Origin of the sequence: Mesorhizobium sp. BR1-1-15, from assembly GCF_020165475.1 — a bacterium.
In the GTDB taxonomy this organism is placed as follows: Bacteria; Pseudomonadota; Alphaproteobacteria; order Rhizobiales; family Rhizobiaceae; genus Mesorhizobium.
In genome coordinates, this window is the sequence record NZ_JAIUIF010000008.1 from 1 (window position 1) to 16,833 (window position 16,833).

At 61.2% G+C, this 16,833-nt stretch carries 15 protein-coding genes; 3 read left to right on the forward strand and 12 right to left on the reverse strand.

All coding sequences use genetic code 11. The features are described from left to right. Window positions 1-197 precede the first annotated feature (197 nt). Complete coding sequence (rpmG, locus tag LB541_RS15420; RefSeq protein WP_006201775.1) at window positions 198-365, forward strand: 50S ribosomal protein L33; 168 nt, start codon at window positions 198-200, stop codon at window positions 363-365. Window positions 366-653: 288 nt separating this feature from the next. Here the strand turns inward: rpmG and LB541_RS15425 are convergent, their stop codons facing one another. From LB541_RS15425 to LB541_RS15470, 10 genes are all read right to left on the reverse strand, one after another. Further along, window positions 654-1,793 (reverse strand): hypothetical protein, encoded by a 1,140-nt coding sequence (locus LB541_RS15425; RefSeq protein ID WP_224618869.1) that lies wholly within the window; start codon window positions 1,791-1,793, stop codon window positions 654-656. Between the two features lie 571 nt (window positions 1,794-2,364). After that, window positions 2,365-3,432 carry an ABC transporter ATP-binding protein gene (locus LB541_RS15430; RefSeq protein WP_140761859.1) on the reverse strand — a complete coding sequence of 356 codons (1,068 nt, stop codon included), beginning with the start codon at window positions 3,430-3,432 and terminating at the stop codon, window positions 2,365-2,367. 3 nt (window positions 3,433-3,435) lie between these two features. Beyond that, window positions 3,436-4,284, reverse strand: coding sequence for a carbohydrate ABC transporter permease (locus LB541_RS15435; RefSeq protein WP_140501552.1), 849 nt, complete (start codon window positions 4,282-4,284; stop codon window positions 3,436-3,438). Continuing rightward, on the reverse strand, window positions 4,284-5,207 hold the full coding sequence (locus LB541_RS15440; protein WP_140518289.1) for a carbohydrate ABC transporter permease: 924 nt from the start codon (window positions 5,205-5,207) through the stop codon (window positions 4,284-4,286). Before LB541_RS15440 ends, LB541_RS15435 begins: the two co-directional genes overlap by 1 nt. Before the next feature lie 178 nt (window positions 5,208-5,385). Then, window positions 5,386-6,663, reverse strand: coding sequence for an ABC transporter substrate-binding protein (locus LB541_RS15445; RefSeq protein WP_140562443.1), 1,278 nt, complete (start codon window positions 6,661-6,663; stop codon window positions 5,386-5,388). 29 nt (window positions 6,664-6,692) lie between these two features. Then, window positions 6,693-7,880, reverse strand: coding sequence for a PLP-dependent transferase (locus tag LB541_RS15450; protein ID WP_140555370.1), 1,188 nt, complete (start codon window positions 7,878-7,880; stop codon window positions 6,693-6,695). Then, window positions 7,877-8,611 (reverse strand): FadR/GntR family transcriptional regulator, encoded by a 735-nt coding sequence (locus LB541_RS15455; RefSeq protein WP_140501544.1) that lies wholly within the window; start codon window positions 8,609-8,611, stop codon window positions 7,877-7,879. Before LB541_RS15455 ends, LB541_RS15450 begins: the two co-directional genes overlap by 4 nt. 150 nt (window positions 8,612-8,761) lie before the next feature. After that, window positions 8,762-10,255, reverse strand: a complete 1,494-nt coding sequence (locus LB541_RS15460; protein WP_224618871.1) for an FAD-dependent monooxygenase — start codon at window positions 10,253-10,255, stop codon at window positions 8,762-8,764. Between the two features lie 531 nt (window positions 10,256-10,786). Next, window positions 10,787-12,160, reverse strand: coding sequence for a PleD family two-component system response regulator (locus LB541_RS15465; RefSeq protein WP_140518293.1), 1,374 nt, complete (start codon window positions 12,158-12,160; stop codon window positions 10,787-10,789). Between the two features lie 33 nt (window positions 12,161-12,193). After that, a complete protein-coding gene (locus LB541_RS15470) occupies window positions 12,194-12,565 on the reverse strand; it encodes a response regulator (protein ID WP_140501538.1) in 372 nt (123 codons plus the stop codon). A 236-nt stretch (window positions 12,566-12,801) separates the two neighbouring features. On the opposite strand from LB541_RS15470, the gene LB541_RS15475 reads away from it, so the two are divergent. Beyond that, window positions 12,802-13,101, forward strand: coding sequence for a DUF3572 domain-containing protein (locus LB541_RS15475; protein ID WP_140501536.1), 300 nt, complete (start codon window positions 12,802-12,804; stop codon window positions 13,099-13,101). 146 nt (window positions 13,102-13,247) lie between these two features. On the opposite strand, the gene LB541_RS15480 is transcribed toward LB541_RS15475, so the two are convergent. Further along, the gene (locus LB541_RS15480; RefSeq protein ID WP_140555407.1) at window positions 13,248-14,750 is read right to left on the reverse strand and encodes a hypothetical protein; all 1,503 of its coding nucleotides are present in this window, start codon (window positions 14,748-14,750) and stop codon (window positions 13,248-13,250) included. 94 nt (window positions 14,751-14,844) lie between these two features. After that, on the reverse strand, window positions 14,845-15,432 hold the full coding sequence (locus tag LB541_RS15485; protein ID WP_140518294.1) for a GNAT family N-acetyltransferase: 588 nt from the start codon (window positions 15,430-15,432) through the stop codon (window positions 14,845-14,847). Between the two features lie 65 nt (window positions 15,433-15,497). On the opposite strand from LB541_RS15485, the gene LB541_RS15490 reads away from it, so the two are divergent. Then, entirely contained in the window at window positions 15,498-16,826 is a 1,329-nt protein-coding gene (locus LB541_RS15490) for a DNA polymerase IV (protein WP_140818793.1), read from the forward strand. Window positions 16,827-16,833: the final 7 nt, after the last annotated feature.

The following is a 16,833-nucleotide window of genomic DNA, read 5'->3' on the forward strand; positions in this document are numbered from 1 at the left end:
CCAGCCTCCATCCGCTGGCGATAAAACCGGACAACTCACGTGCTACCTAATCCGGACAACTCATCTGCTTACGACAGCAAGGCGCGTCGGGCTTGACTTTCCGGGCGCGTTCTTTATGTGTCGCGGCAAGTTTCCCGCGTCCGGGTGTTTGCCCGTGCTCCAGCGGCCAAAACCCCACGAACAAACGGACTGATACCATGGCCAAAGCCGCAAACATCAAGATTAAGCTTCTGTCGACCGCCGACACCGGTTTCTTCTACGTGACCAGCAAGAACAGCCGCACCAAGACGGACAAGCTGTCGTTCCGCAAATACGACCCGGTTGCCAAGAAGCACGTCGAGTTCAAGGAAACCAAGATCAAGTAATCTGGTTTTTCCGAGAAAATGCCGAAACGCCGCCCATCGGGCGGCGTTTTTTGTTCCTAAAACATTGATTTCATTGGTTGGTAGTCAAATCCAGCATAACGGCCAACATAGTGGATCGCGCTGCCGATAGGGCTGCTATAGCCACAAAGCCCGCGCGAGGCAGGGGCCTTGTCGAGCGGCTCCCATAAACCGCGAAAGGCGTGCGCGTCGTCACCGCATAAATCTCCACGACAAAAGCCACGGCGCCTCAGCAAGGATCCAGAGAATTTGTCTCTACGCAGCTTTGCCCTAGCCAGAAGAAAATGGTTCCAAGTACCTTTTCATGACATGCAATGGCACATAGTCACCCTCGACTAGATTTCCACCTTCCTCGTTCACAAGAACCATTAAAGCCTGAGTAGACTTTCTCATAAACACAGATAACTCAGATCGTATTGGTATATTACAAGAGAATCCTTTAATCATTATTAGAGAGAGTCGACTTTCTTCCATATTGAATTCTAGTTTAGATAAATCATTGTTAAATGGCCGATTGTGGAAAATGATAAGCTCTCCACGATCATTTATCGCTATTTCAATTTTAATAGGAAATTCAAATTGAATTCCTCCAATTACATAAGAACCACGTCTCTGAACTATTGCTAGGATTTTAGATACATCATCTTTAATATCAGATGTGTCGTTCTTTATCGAATTCGCTATCTGCAAAAATTGGTCAAATTTGGCTTCGAGTTTCGGTAGCGAATTGCGCAAATACCCAAGGCGAGACGCGATGAAGGCGACCTCCGCTTTGTGATTTTGCTTCAATGCCTCCCGCATGAAGGCAAGGAAAATAAGAGCCCAGCCCGGCTCATCATCTGTCGCCTTTCCACGAAAAAATGACGCGAAATCGGCAGGAACGGCCAGTTGGTCCTTTCCCTGCTCCGTTCCAGCGATGAGATCGCGCAGAACGCGCTTGCACGCTGCATCCAGACTCGCCTGGACCGCTGCAAAGTCGCGAGCCGATAGCGCGCCGTCCAAGTTTGTCTCTATTTCATCGACAACGTCCTTGTTGGATTCTAGCTTGAATGGCCCGCCCAATCCGATCTGCTTATGCAGATAGCGGCGCGCGGCACTAGCGAACTGAATCCTCGCGCGACGCTCCGGCGGCCGTCCGCCAAGCCGCAACTGGTCGGCCTCTTGCGTATCGACATACATGCGCACCATCACGAGTGAAGAGGTGAGTTCACTGAGTCGAATGGCGTGCTCCAAATCGTGGTTTGCTGGAACCGCGCCTGTATGAGCGCGCAGCTTGGATGCGACGTCCTCGTAGATCGCTTTATAACGTCCGCCAAACAGCGTCTCGCCGATCTTATCTAGGATGTCGCCGGCATTTTCGAGCGCCTTCCAACCGATCACCGCCCCGATGTATCCGCAAACCGAGATCATTCGTCTAGGTCCCTGATGATGGCCCAAAGTAGGGCGGCAGTTGGCCAGAAATCAAGAATACCAAACGGCTGAGCCTAGCTCATATCCCGCCGCGGACGGTGGAGTTCAAAGAGATTTAGGCTGCTTTGCCGGCCGCCCTGGGATAGAGCGTGGCTTGATACTGCTGCCCTCGCTGTCCGCTAGGCGTCAATTCGCGACTGAATCTGTTCCGTGATTTCGCTGCGTATGAAAGCAATTCTCCGGTCTCCGAGCGTGATGGCAGACGGAAGCCGTCTTCTGACATACCGGTTCACCGGCCTAGGCTGGTCATTCTCGCGGCATGGTTCAGTGATACGAGCGTCGGCGGAGTTGTTATTCGCAGGCATTATAAATCTCCCCCCGCCGCGTTGCGGCGATTCAAGAACCAAACTGATTGATGAAAGGACGCACATGATGGCGGCAGGAGGAGGTTTCTATTAATGTGGCTCCGCAAAGCGGTTGGCCCGGGTCAAGCAAGTTTCGACTCGCCAAAAGGCCGTATGGTTAGAATATGCCCAGCGGGCAACAGAGTGGCCGCTCGGCGGCGGCGCCCCTACCCTACCCGGTCGCCGCTTTTCGGGTCGAAAACATGCAGCGCCGCCGGATCGGCCGATAGCCGCACCGTCTCGCTAGGCTTCACGCCGGCGCGGCCCATGGCGAACACGCAAAGCTGCTGGCCGGCCAGCTTGACGTAGAACTGCGTCGAGAGGCCGAGCGGCTCGACCACCACCACTTCGCCTTGCAGCGGGCCGTCATCCGCCAGCCTTATATGCTCCGGCCGCAAGCCGACGGTAAAAGCATCGCCTTCCCTGAGCGGCAGGCCATCCGGCAATCGCAGTTTCTGGCCATCGGACAGCACGGCATCCGCCTTGCCGCCCTTCTCAACACTCGCCGGCAGGAAATTCATGCCGGGCGAGCCAATGAATCCGGCGACGAACATGTTGGCCGGCCGGTCATAGAGGTCGAGCGGCGCGCCGACCTGCTGGACGACGCCGTCATGCATCACGACGATGCGATCGGCCATGGTCATGGCTTCGATCTGGTCATGCGTGACATAGACCGATGTGGTCTTCAGTTGCTGGTGAAGCGCCTTGATCTCGGCGCGCATGTGCACGCGCAGCTTGGCGTCGAGGTTCGAAAGCGGCTCGTCGAAAAGAAAGACCTTGGGATCGCGCACGATGGCCCGGCCCATGGCGACGCGCTGGCGCTGGCCGCCGGAAAGCTGCCGCGGCAGGCGTTGCAGAAAATTGTCCAGCCCAAGCCGCCTGGCGGCACCGTCGACCCGCGCGTCGATCGCCTGCTTTTCTGCCTTCCTCAGCATCAGGCTGAAGCCCATGTTCTTCGACACGTCCATATGCGGATAGAGCGCGTAGGACTGGAATACCATGGCGATGTCGCGGTCCTTCGGCGCGACGTCGTTGACCAGCCGCTCGCCGATACGGATCTCGCCATCGGAAACCTCCTCCAGACCGGCGATCATGCGCAGAAGCGTCGATTTCCCGCAGCCGGACGGACCGACGAGGACGACGAACTCGCCGTCGGCGATGTCGAGGTCGACCGCGTGCAGCACACGCACGGCGCCATAGTCTTTGCGGACTTTTTCCAGCGTAACGGAAGCCATCGATTATCCCTTCACGGCGCCGGCGGTGAGGCCGGTGACGAGATAGCGTTGCAGGAAGCCGAAGAAGATGCAGACCGGGATCAGCGCCAGGATCGACGCCGCCATCATCTGCCCCCAGTCGACGGCGAACTTGCCGATGAAGGTGAGCAGGCCGACGGCGAAGGTCTTCTTGTCATCGCTGGAGATCAGCATCAGCGCGAACAGGAGTTCGCTCCAGGCAGCGGTGAAGACAAAGCCGAGCGTGGCGCCCATGCCGGGTAGCGTCAGCGGCACGATCACCCGGCGCATCGCCTGCGCGCGTGTGCAGCCGTCGATCATCGCCGCCTCCTCCAGGTCCTTCGGTATGCCGTCGAAGAAGGACTGCATCAGGAAGGTTGCAAACGCGGTATTGAAGGCGGTGTAGATGATGATCAGCCCGGTCAGGCTGTTGATCAGGCCGATCTGGCCCATCACGCGATAGATCGGTGGAATGACCATGACTAGCGGGAAAGTCTGGGTCAAAAGCAGCATCAGCGCCAGTGCCGCCTTGCCGCGAAAGGTGAAGCGCGACATGGCATAGCCGGCAAGCGTCGCGATGACAGTCACCAATGCAGCCGTCGAAACCGAGACGATGACGCTGTTGAGGAAATAGCGCGGAAAGTCGGTCGCCTCGAGCACGGTGACGAAGTTCTGCAACGTCATCTGCGACGGCCAGAAGGTGATGCCTTCGGAATAGAGAAGCCGTTCCGGTGTAACCGATATCTTCAGCGTCCAGAAGATCGGGAACAGGGCGAAGATCACATAGGCCGCGATGGCCGCATAGAGCCCGACGCCGCCGAAGAAGCGCTGCGAAGATGAGCGTCCCGCAATCATCAGACGTGCCTCACCAGGGAGCGGCGGATGGCGATCAGCGCGATCGCATAGGCAATGAGCAGGACGAGCAGCAGCACGGCAACCGCCGATGCGTAGCCCTTGTCCAGCGACTTGAAGGCACTGACATAGATGTAGACCGGCACCGTGTTGGTCGACCCGGCCGGCCCGCCCTCGGTCATGACGAAGATCAGGTCGGCGAAAGTGGCGATCCAGATGGTACGCAGCATCACCGTGATGGCGATGGTCGGCGCCAGGAACGGCAGCGTCACCTTGGTGAAGCGTTGCCAGGGCGAGGCGCCGTCGATCGCTGCCGCCTCATGCAGTTCCGAGGGAATGGATTTCAGTGCCGCCAGCAACGTGATGGCAAAGAACGGGATGCCGAACCAGACATTGGCGACGATCGGCCCCCACATGGCGGTCGAGGGATCGGAGAGAACGTTGGTCGGCTCGGCCTTTAGCCCCAGCGCGAACAGCCAGTGCGGCAGCGGCCCGATGATCGGATTGAACAGCCATGCCCATGTCAGGCCCGACAGGAAGGACGGCACCGCCCAGGGCAGGAACACCAGCGCCTGCACCACCTTGCGGCCCCGAAACGGCTTGTCGAGCAGCAGCGCCAGGCCAAGGCCGAGGAAGAACTGGAAGAACAGGCTGGAGAGCGTCCACCACAACGTATTGACCAGCGCCTGGCCGAGCACGGCATCCGACAGCATCGCCTGGTACTGGCCGAGCCCGACATATTCCGACTTGAAGGCCGAAAACTTACGGAACGAATAGCTGATGCCGATGACCAGCGGCACCAAAAGCACCACGACCAGCAGGATGATCGCCGGGCTGAGATAAAGCCAGGGTTCGGTGGCAGCGTGCGTCAGCCGCTTGCGGCGCGGCCTCCCGGCGGGTCGTATTTCGGAAACGGCATAGGTCATTTGGGCTCAACAGTGGTGAGTGGGTGCCGGCGAAGGCGACAGCACCCTTCTCCCATATACGGGGAGAAGATGCCGGCAGGCAGATGAGGGGCAGCGCCAGGCTGACAGAACTAGCGCCGCCTCTCATCCGGCCCTATCGGGCCACCTTCTCCCCGTGAACGGGGAGAAGGAAGAAAAACTACTTCTTGTTCTTCGCCATCCAGTCCTGCTGTTCCTTGGTCAGGAAGGCGGCCCATTGGTCGGCAACCTCCTTGGCCGTCTTTTGGCCCAGCAGCACTTCCTGGAAATTCTTGATCGCCACCTGGTCGACGAAATTGCCGAGATTCTCCAGATGCGTCGGCGGCGTCACCATTTCATATTTGGCGCTGTCGCTGAGCTCCGTGAACCAGCCCTTGAACTGCTCGGTCTTGAAATGCGGATCCTGGTCGGCGCCGTTGTGGATCGGGACGACGCCGACTTCCTTGGCCCATTCCAGATTGTCCTTGGGCGAGAGCAGCGTCGCCATCAGCTTCCAGGCGTCGTCCTTGTGCTGCGAATTGGCGAACATTGCCCAGCCGGCATAGCCGAGCGTCGGATAGGACTTGCCGCTCGGCCCGACCGGCAGCGGCGCCACGGCGAAGTCGTCTGCGCTCATCTTGTCGGCTATACCCAGCAGCGCATCCGGATCCTGGTTGAGCATGGCGCAGGTGCCGGAATAGAAGCCGGTGACGGTTTCGTTGAAACCCCAGCTCACCGCATCCTTGGGCGCCAGGCCCTGCTTGTACATGTCTGCCAGCATCTGCAGGCCCTTGACCGAGCCCTCCTCGTTTATGGTCGACGTGCCGTCTTCGTTGAAGTAGCCGCCCTTGCCGGCGGCGATGTTCATGAACATGTGCATGCCGTTGAAGGCGCCGGGCCCGCCGCGCAGGCAGTAGCCGTATTTGCCGGGCAACGCCGAGATCTTCTTGGAATCGGCGACGAACTCGTCGAGCGTGGCCGGCGGGCCGTCGAGGCCGGCTTCCTTGAACAGCTTCTTGTTCCAGAACAACGCGTTCACATAGTAGCCGTAAGGGATCATGAACTGGGTGTTGTTGACGGTCGAGCCGAACTGCTTGGCACGGTCGCCGAGCGTCTTGGCGTCGTCCCACTTGGCCATGTACGGGCCGAGATCCTCGAGCTGGGCATTGTTGGCGTAGAGGCCCATCCAACGTTCCGGCATCTCGACCACGTCGGGCGTATCGCCGGCCTGCACCATGGTCAGGAATTTCTCGAAGGCCTGGCCCCACGGCAGCGAGACCAGCTCGACTTTGATGCCGGGATTGGCCTTTTCGAATTCGGCGATCTGCTTCTTCAGGAACTCCGTGCGCGGCGGGCTGGTGATGACTTCGACCATTTTCAGGGTCGAATCGGCCAGCGCGTTTCCGGCGGAAATTGCCAATCCCGCGGCTGTGGCAAGCATGGCGGTCAGTTTTTTCATCTTCAAGACTCCCATTTTGAAGCGGCTTGTTATTTTCTGGCTTTTTCGAAGGCCTGCGCCACGTCGGCCCACAGGTCCTCGACATTCTCCAATCCGACATTGAAGCGGATGGTTCGGGGGCTGACGCCGAAGCGCGCCATCGAATTCAGTCCCGGCGTCTGCTCCAGCGACGCCTTGGCGGGCACGACCAGGCTCTCATGGCCGCCCCAGCTCACGCCGATGCGGAAATATTTCAACGCATCCACGAAGACAGGGATGTCGATATCCTCGGTGACCTCGAAGGAGAACAACCCCGCGTAACCAGCAAGCGTCGCCTTGCCCGGATGGTTCGAATAGGCGGGGTGGTTGACGCGCTCGACATTGCCGTGCGCCTTCAGCCGTTCGGCGATGGCAAGCCCGCTCTTCATGTGGTGCGGCAGGCGCAGCGGCAGCGTGCGCAGCCCGCGCAGCAAGAGCCAGGCCTCGAAGGGCGAAAGCTTGCCGCCGAGATAGGAATAAGTCTGCTCGTTGATGTGCTTGATGTGGGCGGCCGAGCCTGCCACCACGCCGGCGACCGTATCGCTATGGCCGCCGAGATATTTCGAAGCCGAATGCAGCACCAGATCGACGCCATGCGTGATCGGCTTCTGGAACACCGGTGTCGCCCAGGAATTGTCGATCGTGGTGACGATGCCCTGCTCCTTCGCCAGCCGGGTCAGGTGAGCCAAGTCCTGCAACTCGAACATCATCGAGGTCGGGCTCTCCAGATAGAGCAGCCTGGCGCCCGGAAGGGCCGCCGCCACCGCATCCGGATCGGAGCCGTCGACATAGTCGACCCTGATGTTGAGCCGCGGCAAAAGCCGCTCGAACAGCCGATAGGCATCACCATAGCAATTGCGCACCGCAACGATGCGCTCGCCGGCGCCGACGAAGGCGAGCACCGTGGCGCTGATCGCCGCCATGCCGCTGGAAAAGCCGCGCGCGGCCTCGGCGCCCTCGAGCGCGGCGACGCGTGCCTCGAACTCCATCACCGTCGGATTGTCGCCGCGCGAATAGATCGGCTGCTTCCGTTTGCCGGCAAAAGTATCCGCCATCTCGGCATAGTTGGCGAAGGTGAACAGCGATGTCTGGTAGATCGGCGGCACCACCGCCCCACCGGGGAAAGGTTCGTCATGCGCCAGAAGCGTCGCCGCCTCGGCAAGATAGTCGTGATCGAAACCTGAGGGATGCTCGTTCATGTCTGGCTCGAAAGTTTGAGTTTGGCGGCGCCGCGCTTGAGATCGTCCTCGACGGTGGCGATCAGCTTGAGCGCTTCGGCGCGGGCGCCGTGCGGGTCGCGCGCGGCGATGCGCTCGTAAATGGTCCGATGATAGGGAAAACTGGCGTGGCCGAAATCGCGCACGCCCAGCGGATGCTCCCAGAAGCGGTGGAACAATTCGTGCATGGCGGCGATGATCTGTTCGAACAGCGGGTTGCCGGAAACCCTGTAGATCGCCTGGTGGAACTCCCAGTCCTCTTCCGAAGACATGCCCTCGCGCGTGCGGAACGCCTGCTCCATGATGTCGAGCTTGCGCTCGATTTCGGCGATATCGGTCTGGCTCGCGCGTTCGGCGCAAAGGGCGGCGGCTTCCGCCTCCAGCGCGCGACGGATTTCAAGCGTCTGCATCAGGCTGGTGAAGTCGTTGCCGCCCGCAAGCGTCAGCGGCAGATGCAACATGTCCGGCGAAACGGCTGCCTTGAGATAGGTGCCGCTGCCTTGCCGGCGCTCGACCAGCCCGAGCCCTTCCCAGCGCGTCAGCGCCTCGCGCACCGTGTTGCGGCTGACCTTCAGCCGCTCGGCCAGGATGCGTTCCGTTGGCAGCCGCTCGCCCGGCTGGAGGGCCTCGGCACGAACAAAGCCTACCAACGCCTTCAGCACGGCGTCGTCACGCGCCGTCGTCTGAATAGGTGGCAGGCTGTTTTGATCCACGCGCGTTCCAAGTGGTCCAATGGTCCAACCAATTTCTGCACAGATGGTACCTCCTGTCAACGGGATGTCAGGAGACCTAGCACCGTAAAAGCTCGCAACGCATGACAAGCACGCGTTTGCGGGCGATGCGCCAGGCCGGCCTCGACCCTGCTACGCCACAGCAGCGGGCGGCCCGAACCAGGTGGTCAGCGCATCGGCCAGTCCCTGTTGGCTTCCGGAACCAACCCATGCCACGTACCCGTCGGGGCGGATCAGCACCGCGTCGGGCCCGGCGACGGCCCCGAGAACTGGCAGCTCCCAGTCGCCGTCGTACACGGCGTCGACCTGCTGGACCCGATCCGCCCACGGCTTGATGTCAAGTCTGCCGGGCGTGCCGAGGTTGATCAGCACCGGCCGGGCATGGTGCAGCAAGGTAAACAGCCGCACCGGCCCGCTGGCGGTGAGCAGATCGAGGTCGGGTATTCGCCACCCAAGCAGCGCGTGCCCCTCCCCGAGGTCGTAGTGGACACCCAGGCCGGACATCTCTGCGGCGATTCGTTTGCGTGGTTCATCCATGGCGAGCAGTTCGGCGATGGTGTCGCCCAGGGCTTTGGTGCGATCATCCATGCGGCGAAGCGCGACCTGCGCCATCGTGTTGCGCAACACGATGGCGGCGACCGGATGGCGCTCGGCATGGTAGCTGTCGAGCAGACTGTCCGGTGATGCCCGTTTGACGACCTGGGCCAGCTTCCATCCCAGGTTGACCGCGTCCTGCACGCCGATGTTGAGGCCCTGTCCGCCCATTGGGGGATGGATATGCGCAGCGTCGCCGGCCAGCAGGACACGTCTGTCGCGGTAAGCGGCAGCCTGGCGCGTCATATCGGTGAAACGAGAGAGCCAAGTCGGACTGTGGACGCCGAAATCGGTGCCATAGACAACGGTGAGCGCCTCGCGGAGATCGTCCAATGTCGGTTCACCACCGATGATCAGTTGTTTCTCGGTCAGCACGATGCCCAACCGGTCGCCGTCCTCGATCTTGCCTATCGCATGGGTTCCGCGGGCGTCGCTGCGAAAGCCCAATGGCGGTTCTTCCGACTTCTCGACCTCGGCGATCATCCAGCTCATCGTCGGATCCCATCCAGCGAATTCGATGCCCGCCGCCTTGCGGATCGTGCTGCGTCCACCGTCGCATCCGACGAGGTACTGCGCCTTCATCCGTCGGCCATCGGAAAGCCCCACATCCACGCCACTGTCGTCCTGCATGAAATCCGTGACTTCCTGTCCGCGATGGATCGGCACCCCCAATTCGCTGATCCAGTCGGCCAATATCCGCTCGATGTGGTTTTGCCGCAGCGCCAGCAGATAGTTGTGCCGGGTGGGAAAGTCGCTGATGTCCAAACGGATCATGTGGAAGCCGACGGTCGGGAAGCATCGCCCCTGGCAGAGGAACCGGTCGGCGATCCCGCGCTGGTCGAGCACCTCGATTGTGCGTGCGTGCAGGCCACCCGCGCGCAAGCCAATCAGTTGCTGGGTCGGGCGCCGCTCGACAATGGCGACGTCGATGCCCGCCAATGCGAGTTCGCCTGCCAGCATCAATCCTGTCGGGCCGCCCCCGGCGACAATCACCGCATGATTTCGACGCGATCCATCTGTCGGTGCACGCATTCCCGTCACTCCGCTCCCATTGGCTAGGGCCGCGGTTTTACGGGAGGAACCCAGGCTTGAAGCAAGCCCCCTGGGCGCCATATGTATGAAGTGAGGAGCAACGCCCTCTGCCGAATGGCAAGAGAGCGTACGCCGCAGCTCTTCACATCGGAGCTCGCCTTTTCCAGGCCAGGAAGCGCTGTCGACATCTCGTGCGCAAAAAGCCCCTGATTTCCGGAGCTTGGCGCAGAATCCTGATGCTATTTTGAAAGGGGGCCGGTCGGCGTTTGGCAGCGGTACGAGGAGGCCACTATGTGCCAGCGCCGGCCGGCCGACCCCACGGACCCAGGAGATGCGGCGGACCTGAGCATCATGGGGTATTTTTTGATCGACCCGGCTGTCTGTCCTCGTGCCGGCGTCGCTCTGTCTGTGGCCGCACATTTGCGCAAGAGCTTATGAAAATCAACAGTTTCTTAACCAAGCCTCGTGAATCGCTTGGATTAAGGTAAATGGGTAACCTTGCCGGATTGACGGATACTCTTACCCGGTCCGTCAGGCAGCCTTGGCGACGACGCGGTTGCGGCCACCGCTCTTGGCTTCATAGAGCGCCAGATCGGCGCGTTTCATCAGCGCCGCCACCGTATCCACCCCCTTCAGCACCGACGACACGCCGACGCTGACGGTGACCTCGATGGCCTTGCCGTCAGGCCCGATGACGAACGGCATCTGGGCGATTTCGGCGCGGATGCGTTCGGCCACCTTTTCGGCGATCGCTCCATCGGTGTCAGGCATGACCACTACGAACTCCTCACCGCCGAACCGGCAGGCCAGATCGATGCCGCGCACGTTCTTGCGCAGCCGCCGCGCGAATTCCCGCAGCACCTCGTCGCCACCGTCATGGCCGTGCGTGTCGTTAATCGACTTGAAGCGATCGAGGTCGGTGATCATCACCGACAGCGGCCGACGCCGCGCCACGGCGCGGTCGAACAGCGTCTGGAGATGGCTGTCGAGATAGCGGCGGTTGTGCAGCCCGGTCAGCCCGTCGGTCACCGCCATTTCGATCGTCTGCGTCACGCTGGCGCGCAATTGGTCGTTGTAGCGCTTGCGGCGCACCTGGGTGCGCAACCGCGCCGTCAGTTCCTGCTGGTCGATAGGCCGCATCAGATAGTCGTTGATGCCGAGTTCGAGACCACGGATGATGCGCTCCTCCTCGCCCTCCTCCGCCAGCAGGATGATCGGCAGGAAGCGTGTGCGATCGAGCGAGCGCAGTTGCGAGCAGAGCCGAAGCGGATCGAAATCGGCGAAGCTCGTCGAGATCATCACGCATTCATAGGGCGTCTCCGCCGCCTGGAAGAAGCCGGCATGCGGATCGCTGGCGACATCCAGGTCAGCACAGTCGCGCAGCATCTTCTGGACGCGCTCGATCGACGATTTGCGCTCATCGATCAGAAGCACTTTCGGCGTCGTGTCCTCGGAGGCGAAATTGCGGCTGAGCAACTCTTCGATGCCGATGTTGCGCGTGGTCGAAGCGCGCAGCCGCAACTCGTCGGTCAGCGACTTCAGCCTGACGAGGCTCTTGACGCGCGTCATCAGTTGCAGGTCGTTGACGGGTTTGGTCAGGAAATCGTCGGCGCCGACCTCAAGCCCGCGCACCCTGTCGGAAACCTGGTCGAGTGCGGTGATCATTACCACTGGAATATGCGACGTCGCCGGATCGCTCTTCAGGCGGCGGCAGACCTCGAAGCCGTCCATGTCCGGCATCATGACGTCGAGCAGCACGACGTCGACCTTGCCGTTCTCGCAGGTCTCGATTGCATCCAGGCCGTTGGTGGCGGTCAACACCTCGAAATATTCGGCCAGCAGCCGAACCTCCAGCAGCCTGACATTGGCAGGGATGTCGTCGACGACGAGAATCCGAGCGGTCATTTCACAAGGCTCCGGCTTTGGCGGCAAGGTGCATCAGGAATCACCCAGGTAAGACTTGATGGTTTCGATGAAGCGCGGCACCGAGATCGGCTTGGAGATATAAGCCTCGCAGCCGCCCTGGCGGATGCGCTCCTCGTCGCCCTTCATCGCGAAGGCGGTGACGGCAATGACCGGGATGACGTGCAGGTCGTCGTCTTCCTTCAGCCATTTCGTCACCTCCAGCCCAGACACTTCAGGCAACTGGATGTCCATCAAAATGAGATCCGGCCGGTGCTGACGCGCCAGATCGAGCGCTTCCAGACCGTTGCGGGTGCGAACTGTCTCGTAACCGCTTGCTTCGATGAGGTCCCGAAAGAGCTTCATGTTGAGCTCATTGTCCTCGACGATCATGACCTTCTTAGGCATCGATATCCCGTCCCGGCCGCTGTTTCGCTCGAACGCGGCCGTTATGCGCCCTTCCGGGACGCACCAAACCCTGGTCGACTCTACGGCAATATGATTGACGAAACGGAAACCTGCGGCGAGAAAAGCTGCTCCGTTTCCACCTCGGGTCCCGCACTGAAGAGGTAACGACTTGCCGCAAGCGACGCTTGCCATTACTGCGGAAGAGACTCACATTCCGCATACCCTGAAAGGTAGTGATGGCAAACGCAGCGTCAATGCGCGAAGAGGCCGAAACCATTGCCGTGAAGGCTCTGGCCTTCGTCGCCTCTGATCCCGAACTGCTGCCTCGCTTCCTGGCGATCACCGGCATCGAGGCGCATTCGATCCGCAAAGCTGCCGGCGAGCCGGGATTTCTGGCCGGTGTGCTGCAGTTCGTTCTCGCCCACGAACCCACATTGCTGCGTTTTGCCGAGGAAACCGGCACGCCACCGGCTTCCGTCGGCAAGGCGTTGCGCGCGCTGCCGCTGGGCGACGATAACCACGAGCATTCCATATGAGTGACGATCCCAAGGCGGCGCCCCGATCGCCAGGTCGAGCGAAGTCTGACTCTTGTCGCCCGGTTTGAGCGACAAGCATAAAACGAAGGCTTGAGGCGCGTCGCGCCAATCCGTTCGAAGGCGACGCGCTTTGGTGAGCCGAGTGGCTACGGTGTCGGATCCGCCTGGTCCGTCTCGTCGCCGCCATCGTCAATGCTGTCGTCCTCGGCAGGATCGGCCGGCTTCAGCATGACGCCATTGACAATGACCGAACCGTCCGGCTTGGCGTTGACGACCCATTCCATGCGGCCGTCCGTCAAGGTCTTGCCGAACCCTTTCACCATCAGGGCCACAGGCACGTACTGCGCCACCTCCGGTTCCGATTTCGCCGCTTCCTGCAAGCCCTCGACGATCTTGTCGAAGCCGGCCACGTCCACCGTCACATTGGCTTCCGGCTTCTCGCCAGGAAAAGTCATTTCGCCTTCCAAGGCAATTTCGGTATCCTTGTTCTTGATGGTGCTATGGCCAATGACAACCTTCGGCGTCTTGGCCATGAAGTCGGTTTTGAGCTGCTCTCCGAATTCGGCCGACAGCGGCGGGTTCTTGTTAAGATCAAAGGCTTCGATTGCCTTCTTCGCCATGCTGTCGAGATCGATATTGGCGCCGCCGAAGTTCAGGTCGATATCGGTCGGCAGCAGCGCCATGCTCCAGTTCGGCAGAAGCTGCTGCGGCACGGTCAACCCAGATGCCTTGATCCCGTAGCCGATCGTACCGCTCTGGGCGACGCCATCCATTCCGAAGGCGGTGCTGAGCTGCGCCGCACCAAACGTGCCGACCGGGCTCTCGACCGCGAAATTCTTGAACCCGTATGTCCCGTCGATGCGTTCCCACACAGGAAGCGCGGCGAGCAGAAGCGATTTGAGCTGCGCCTGGTTGGCTTTCAGCGTGGCTTCATTCTCATTGGCGACGGCAAATGCCAGGAGATCGAGCAGCGGCTTGGTCTGCACGCCCTTGCCTTTGGCATCCACCGACAGTTCCGGTGATTTCACGGTGACCGGGAATTTCAGTCCGCTTTCGGGATCATCGAATTTGATCGCCTCGACAAAGTTCGACACTTTTTGCGACAACGCGAAATCGACCCCGCCATTGGCAGCCTTGGTGGCGGCCATGGTCGCGGTGCCGCCGTCGGCGCTGACTTCCATGTGCTGCTTGGCATCTTGCGACACCATCGTCATGCCCGCCATCGAACTGGTGCCGCTGGTAAAGGCCGCCAGATTGGGGTCGTAGACACCGGAACCCTTGCCGTCCTTGATAGAAAATTGCGTGCTCTGCAGCCCCTGCGGCCCGTTGAACTCGAAGGAGGCGCTGTGCGAAAGATCCATCGAGACATCCCAGGTTCCGTCGCTGCGCGGCTTGACCAGCAGGGCGTAGGGCGCAAAGTCGAATTTCAACAGCTTCTGGTCGGGCAAGGTGCCGGCGAGCGCCTTGAAATCGAACATGATCTTGTAGGCGCCGCCTTCGACCGAGACCTTCAGGATGCCCTTGTCGAGGGCCTGTTTGCCGACATAGCGGGACAGGTTCTCGGATAGCTGCTTCGCACCCTGGCTGTCGACGCTCTGGCCGAAAGCGGGCGCGCTGAGCAGAAGCGCGGTAAAGGCGATTGGCAACATCCGGTTCACGTAGAATTCTCCGTTTGGTCGAAAAGGCAAAATCGTCTCCTACTTCTGGTAGGGAAAGACCGTCACAACTGCAAGACGGCGAAGTTCAGGCGCTCGGCTCCAGCACCAGCCGCATCAACGGCCGGCCCGCCTTGCGTTCCAGGAGCCGCTCGAACCCGGCCTTCTCGAACACGCGCGACGAGCCCACGAACAGCCCGATGGAGCGTGAATCCTTCGACAGGTCTATCGGGCAGGCTTCCACCATTCGCGCGCCGTTCCTGCGGGCGAAATCGATGCCGCCTTCGACCAGGCGATGGCTGATGCCCCGGCCCCGTGCCTTGGCGCGGATGAAGAAACAGGAAATTGCCCAGACGCTCGGATCCGATGCGTCCGCGGGATCGACCGGAGCCGAGCCCCGGCCCCGGTTGTTCCACTCGGGCACGTCGGCGCGCGGCCCGATCTGCATCCAGCCGACTGCCTTGCCGTCCTCGAACGCCAGCATGCCCGGTGGCGGGCCTGCTTCGATGCGCGCCCTGATGTGGTCTTTGTTGCGTTCGCGGCTGCTTTCGCGACGAGCCGCCGGCGCCAGCCGGAAATGCGTGCACCAGCAGCCGTAGCAGGCGCCCTGCTTGCCGAAGAGATCTTCGAATTCAGGCCAGAGCTCAGGCGCCAGCGGCACTATGGTCGTGCTCATGCGTTCTCCCCAGGCCAAGCTTGTCGCTAGCCTTGCACTGTCGTACCATTGTGTTTGTTCTCTTTATGTTCGCAGCGATGGCGGCTCCTGTCAATAATCCTGATCACGGTTTCTGCCGCGACTGCCTGGCCTTTCAGCGCGGCGACGCCAGGCGCTGCGAGCGATGCGGCAGCCCCAGGCTTGCCCGTCATCCCGAGCTGTACCGGCTGCATCTGGCCCATATCGACTGCGACGCTTTCTATGCGGCAATCGAAAAACGCGACAACCCGGCGCTGAAGGACAAGCCGCTGATCATCGGCGGCGGCAAGCGCGGCGTCGTCTCCACCGCCTGCTACATCGCCCGGATAAGGGGCGTGCGTTCCGCCATGCCCATGTTCAAGGCGCTCGAGGCTTGCCCCGAAGCGGTGGTTATCCCGCCCAATATGGAAAAGTACGTGGTCGTCGGGCGCGAGGTGCGCGCCATGATGCAGGCGCTGACGCCGCTGGTCGAGCCGCTCTCGATCGACGAGGCGTTTCTCGACCTTGCCGGAACCGAACGGCTGCACGGCCTGCCGCCGGCGGTGGTGCTGGCCCGTTTCGCGCTGGCCGTCGAGAAGGAGATCGGCATCACCGTTTCGTCAGGTCTGTCCTACTGCAAGTTCCTGGCTAAGGTGGCGTCGGATTTCCGCAAACCGCGCGGCTTCTCGGTCATCGGCGAAGCGGAAGCCGTGGGTTTCCTCGCCGCACAGCCGGTGAGCATGATCTGGGGGGTCGGCAAGGCATTCAACGCCACGCTCGAACAGGACGGCATCCGCACCATCGGCCAGCTCCAGAAGATGGACCGTGGCGACCTCATGCGCCGCTATGGCGTGATGGGCGACCGGCTTTACCGGCTCTCGCGCGGCGAGGACGTCCGCCGCGTCGATCCCGACCAGGACGCCAAGAGCGTATCGGCCGAAACCACTTTCGACACCGATATCGCTTCGCTGGACGAGCTGGTCTCGGTGCTGCGGGGCCTTTCGGAAAAGGTCTCGGCGCGGCTGAAGAAATCCGGCATCGCCGGGCGCACGGTGGTGCTCAAGCTGAAGACGCAGGATTTCAAGATCCGCACCCGCAACCGCCAGCTCGGCGACCCGACCCGGCTCGCCGACCGTATCTTTTCGACCGGGGTCGAGCTGCTGCGCAAGGAAACCGACGGCACCAAATACCGGCTGCTCGGCATCGGCGTCAGCGATCTTTCCGCCGATGACAAGGCCGATCCGCCCGATCTGGTCGATATCCAATCGCGCAAGCGGGCCATGGCCGAAGGCGCCATCGACGCGCTGCGCGACAAGTTCGGCCGCAAGGCGGTGGAAACCGGCTATACGTTCGGCAAAGGCCGCGACACCCACCCGCCAGAGCCGCTGGAAGACTGATAATGGA

Coding starts and splice junctions, on each gene's coding strand:
- rpmG (WP_006201775.1), top strand. CDS start 198: ATGGCCAAAGCCGCAAACATCAAGATTAAGCTTCTGTCGACCGCCGAC.
- LB541_RS15425 (WP_224618869.1), bottom strand. CDS start 1,793: ATGATCTCGGTTTGCGGATACATCGGGGCGGTGATCGGTTGGAAGGCG.
- LB541_RS15430 (WP_140761859.1), bottom strand. CDS start 3,432: ATGGCTTCCGTTACGCTGGAAAAAGTCCGCAAAGACTATGGCGCCGTG.
- LB541_RS15435 (WP_140501552.1), bottom strand. CDS start 4,284: ATGATTGCGGGACGCTCATCTTCGCAGCGCTTCTTCGGCGGCGTCGGG.
- LB541_RS15440 (WP_140518289.1), bottom strand. CDS start 5,207: ATGACCTATGCCGTTTCCGAAATACGACCCGCCGGGAGGCCGCGCCGC.
- LB541_RS15445 (WP_140562443.1), bottom strand. CDS start 6,663: ATGAAAAAACTGACCGCCATGCTTGCCACAGCCGCGGGATTGGCAATT.
- LB541_RS15450 (WP_140555370.1), bottom strand. CDS start 7,880: ATGAACGAGCATCCCTCAGGTTTCGATCACGACTATCTTGCCGAGGCG.
- LB541_RS15460 (WP_224618871.1), bottom strand. CDS start 10,255: ATGCGTGCACCGACAGATGGATCGCGTCGAAATCATGCGGTGATTGTC.
- LB541_RS15465 (WP_140518293.1), bottom strand. CDS start 12,160: ATGACCGCTCGGATTCTCGTCGTCGACGACATCCCTGCCAATGTCAGG.
- LB541_RS15470 (WP_140501538.1), bottom strand. CDS start 12,565: ATGCCTAAGAAGGTCATGATCGTCGAGGACAATGAGCTCAACATGAAG.
- LB541_RS15475 (WP_140501536.1), top strand. CDS start 12,802: ATGGCAAACGCAGCGTCAATGCGCGAAGAGGCCGAAACCATTGCCGTG.
- LB541_RS15480 (WP_140555407.1), bottom strand. CDS start 14,750: ATGTTGCCAATCGCCTTTACCGCGCTTCTGCTCAGCGCGCCCGCTTTC.
- LB541_RS15485 (WP_140518294.1), bottom strand. CDS start 15,432: ATGAGCACGACCATAGTGCCGCTGGCGCCTGAGCTCTGGCCTGAATTC.
- LB541_RS15490 (WP_140818793.1), top strand. CDS start 15,498: ATGTTCGCAGCGATGGCGGCTCCTGTCAATAATCCTGATCACGGTTTC.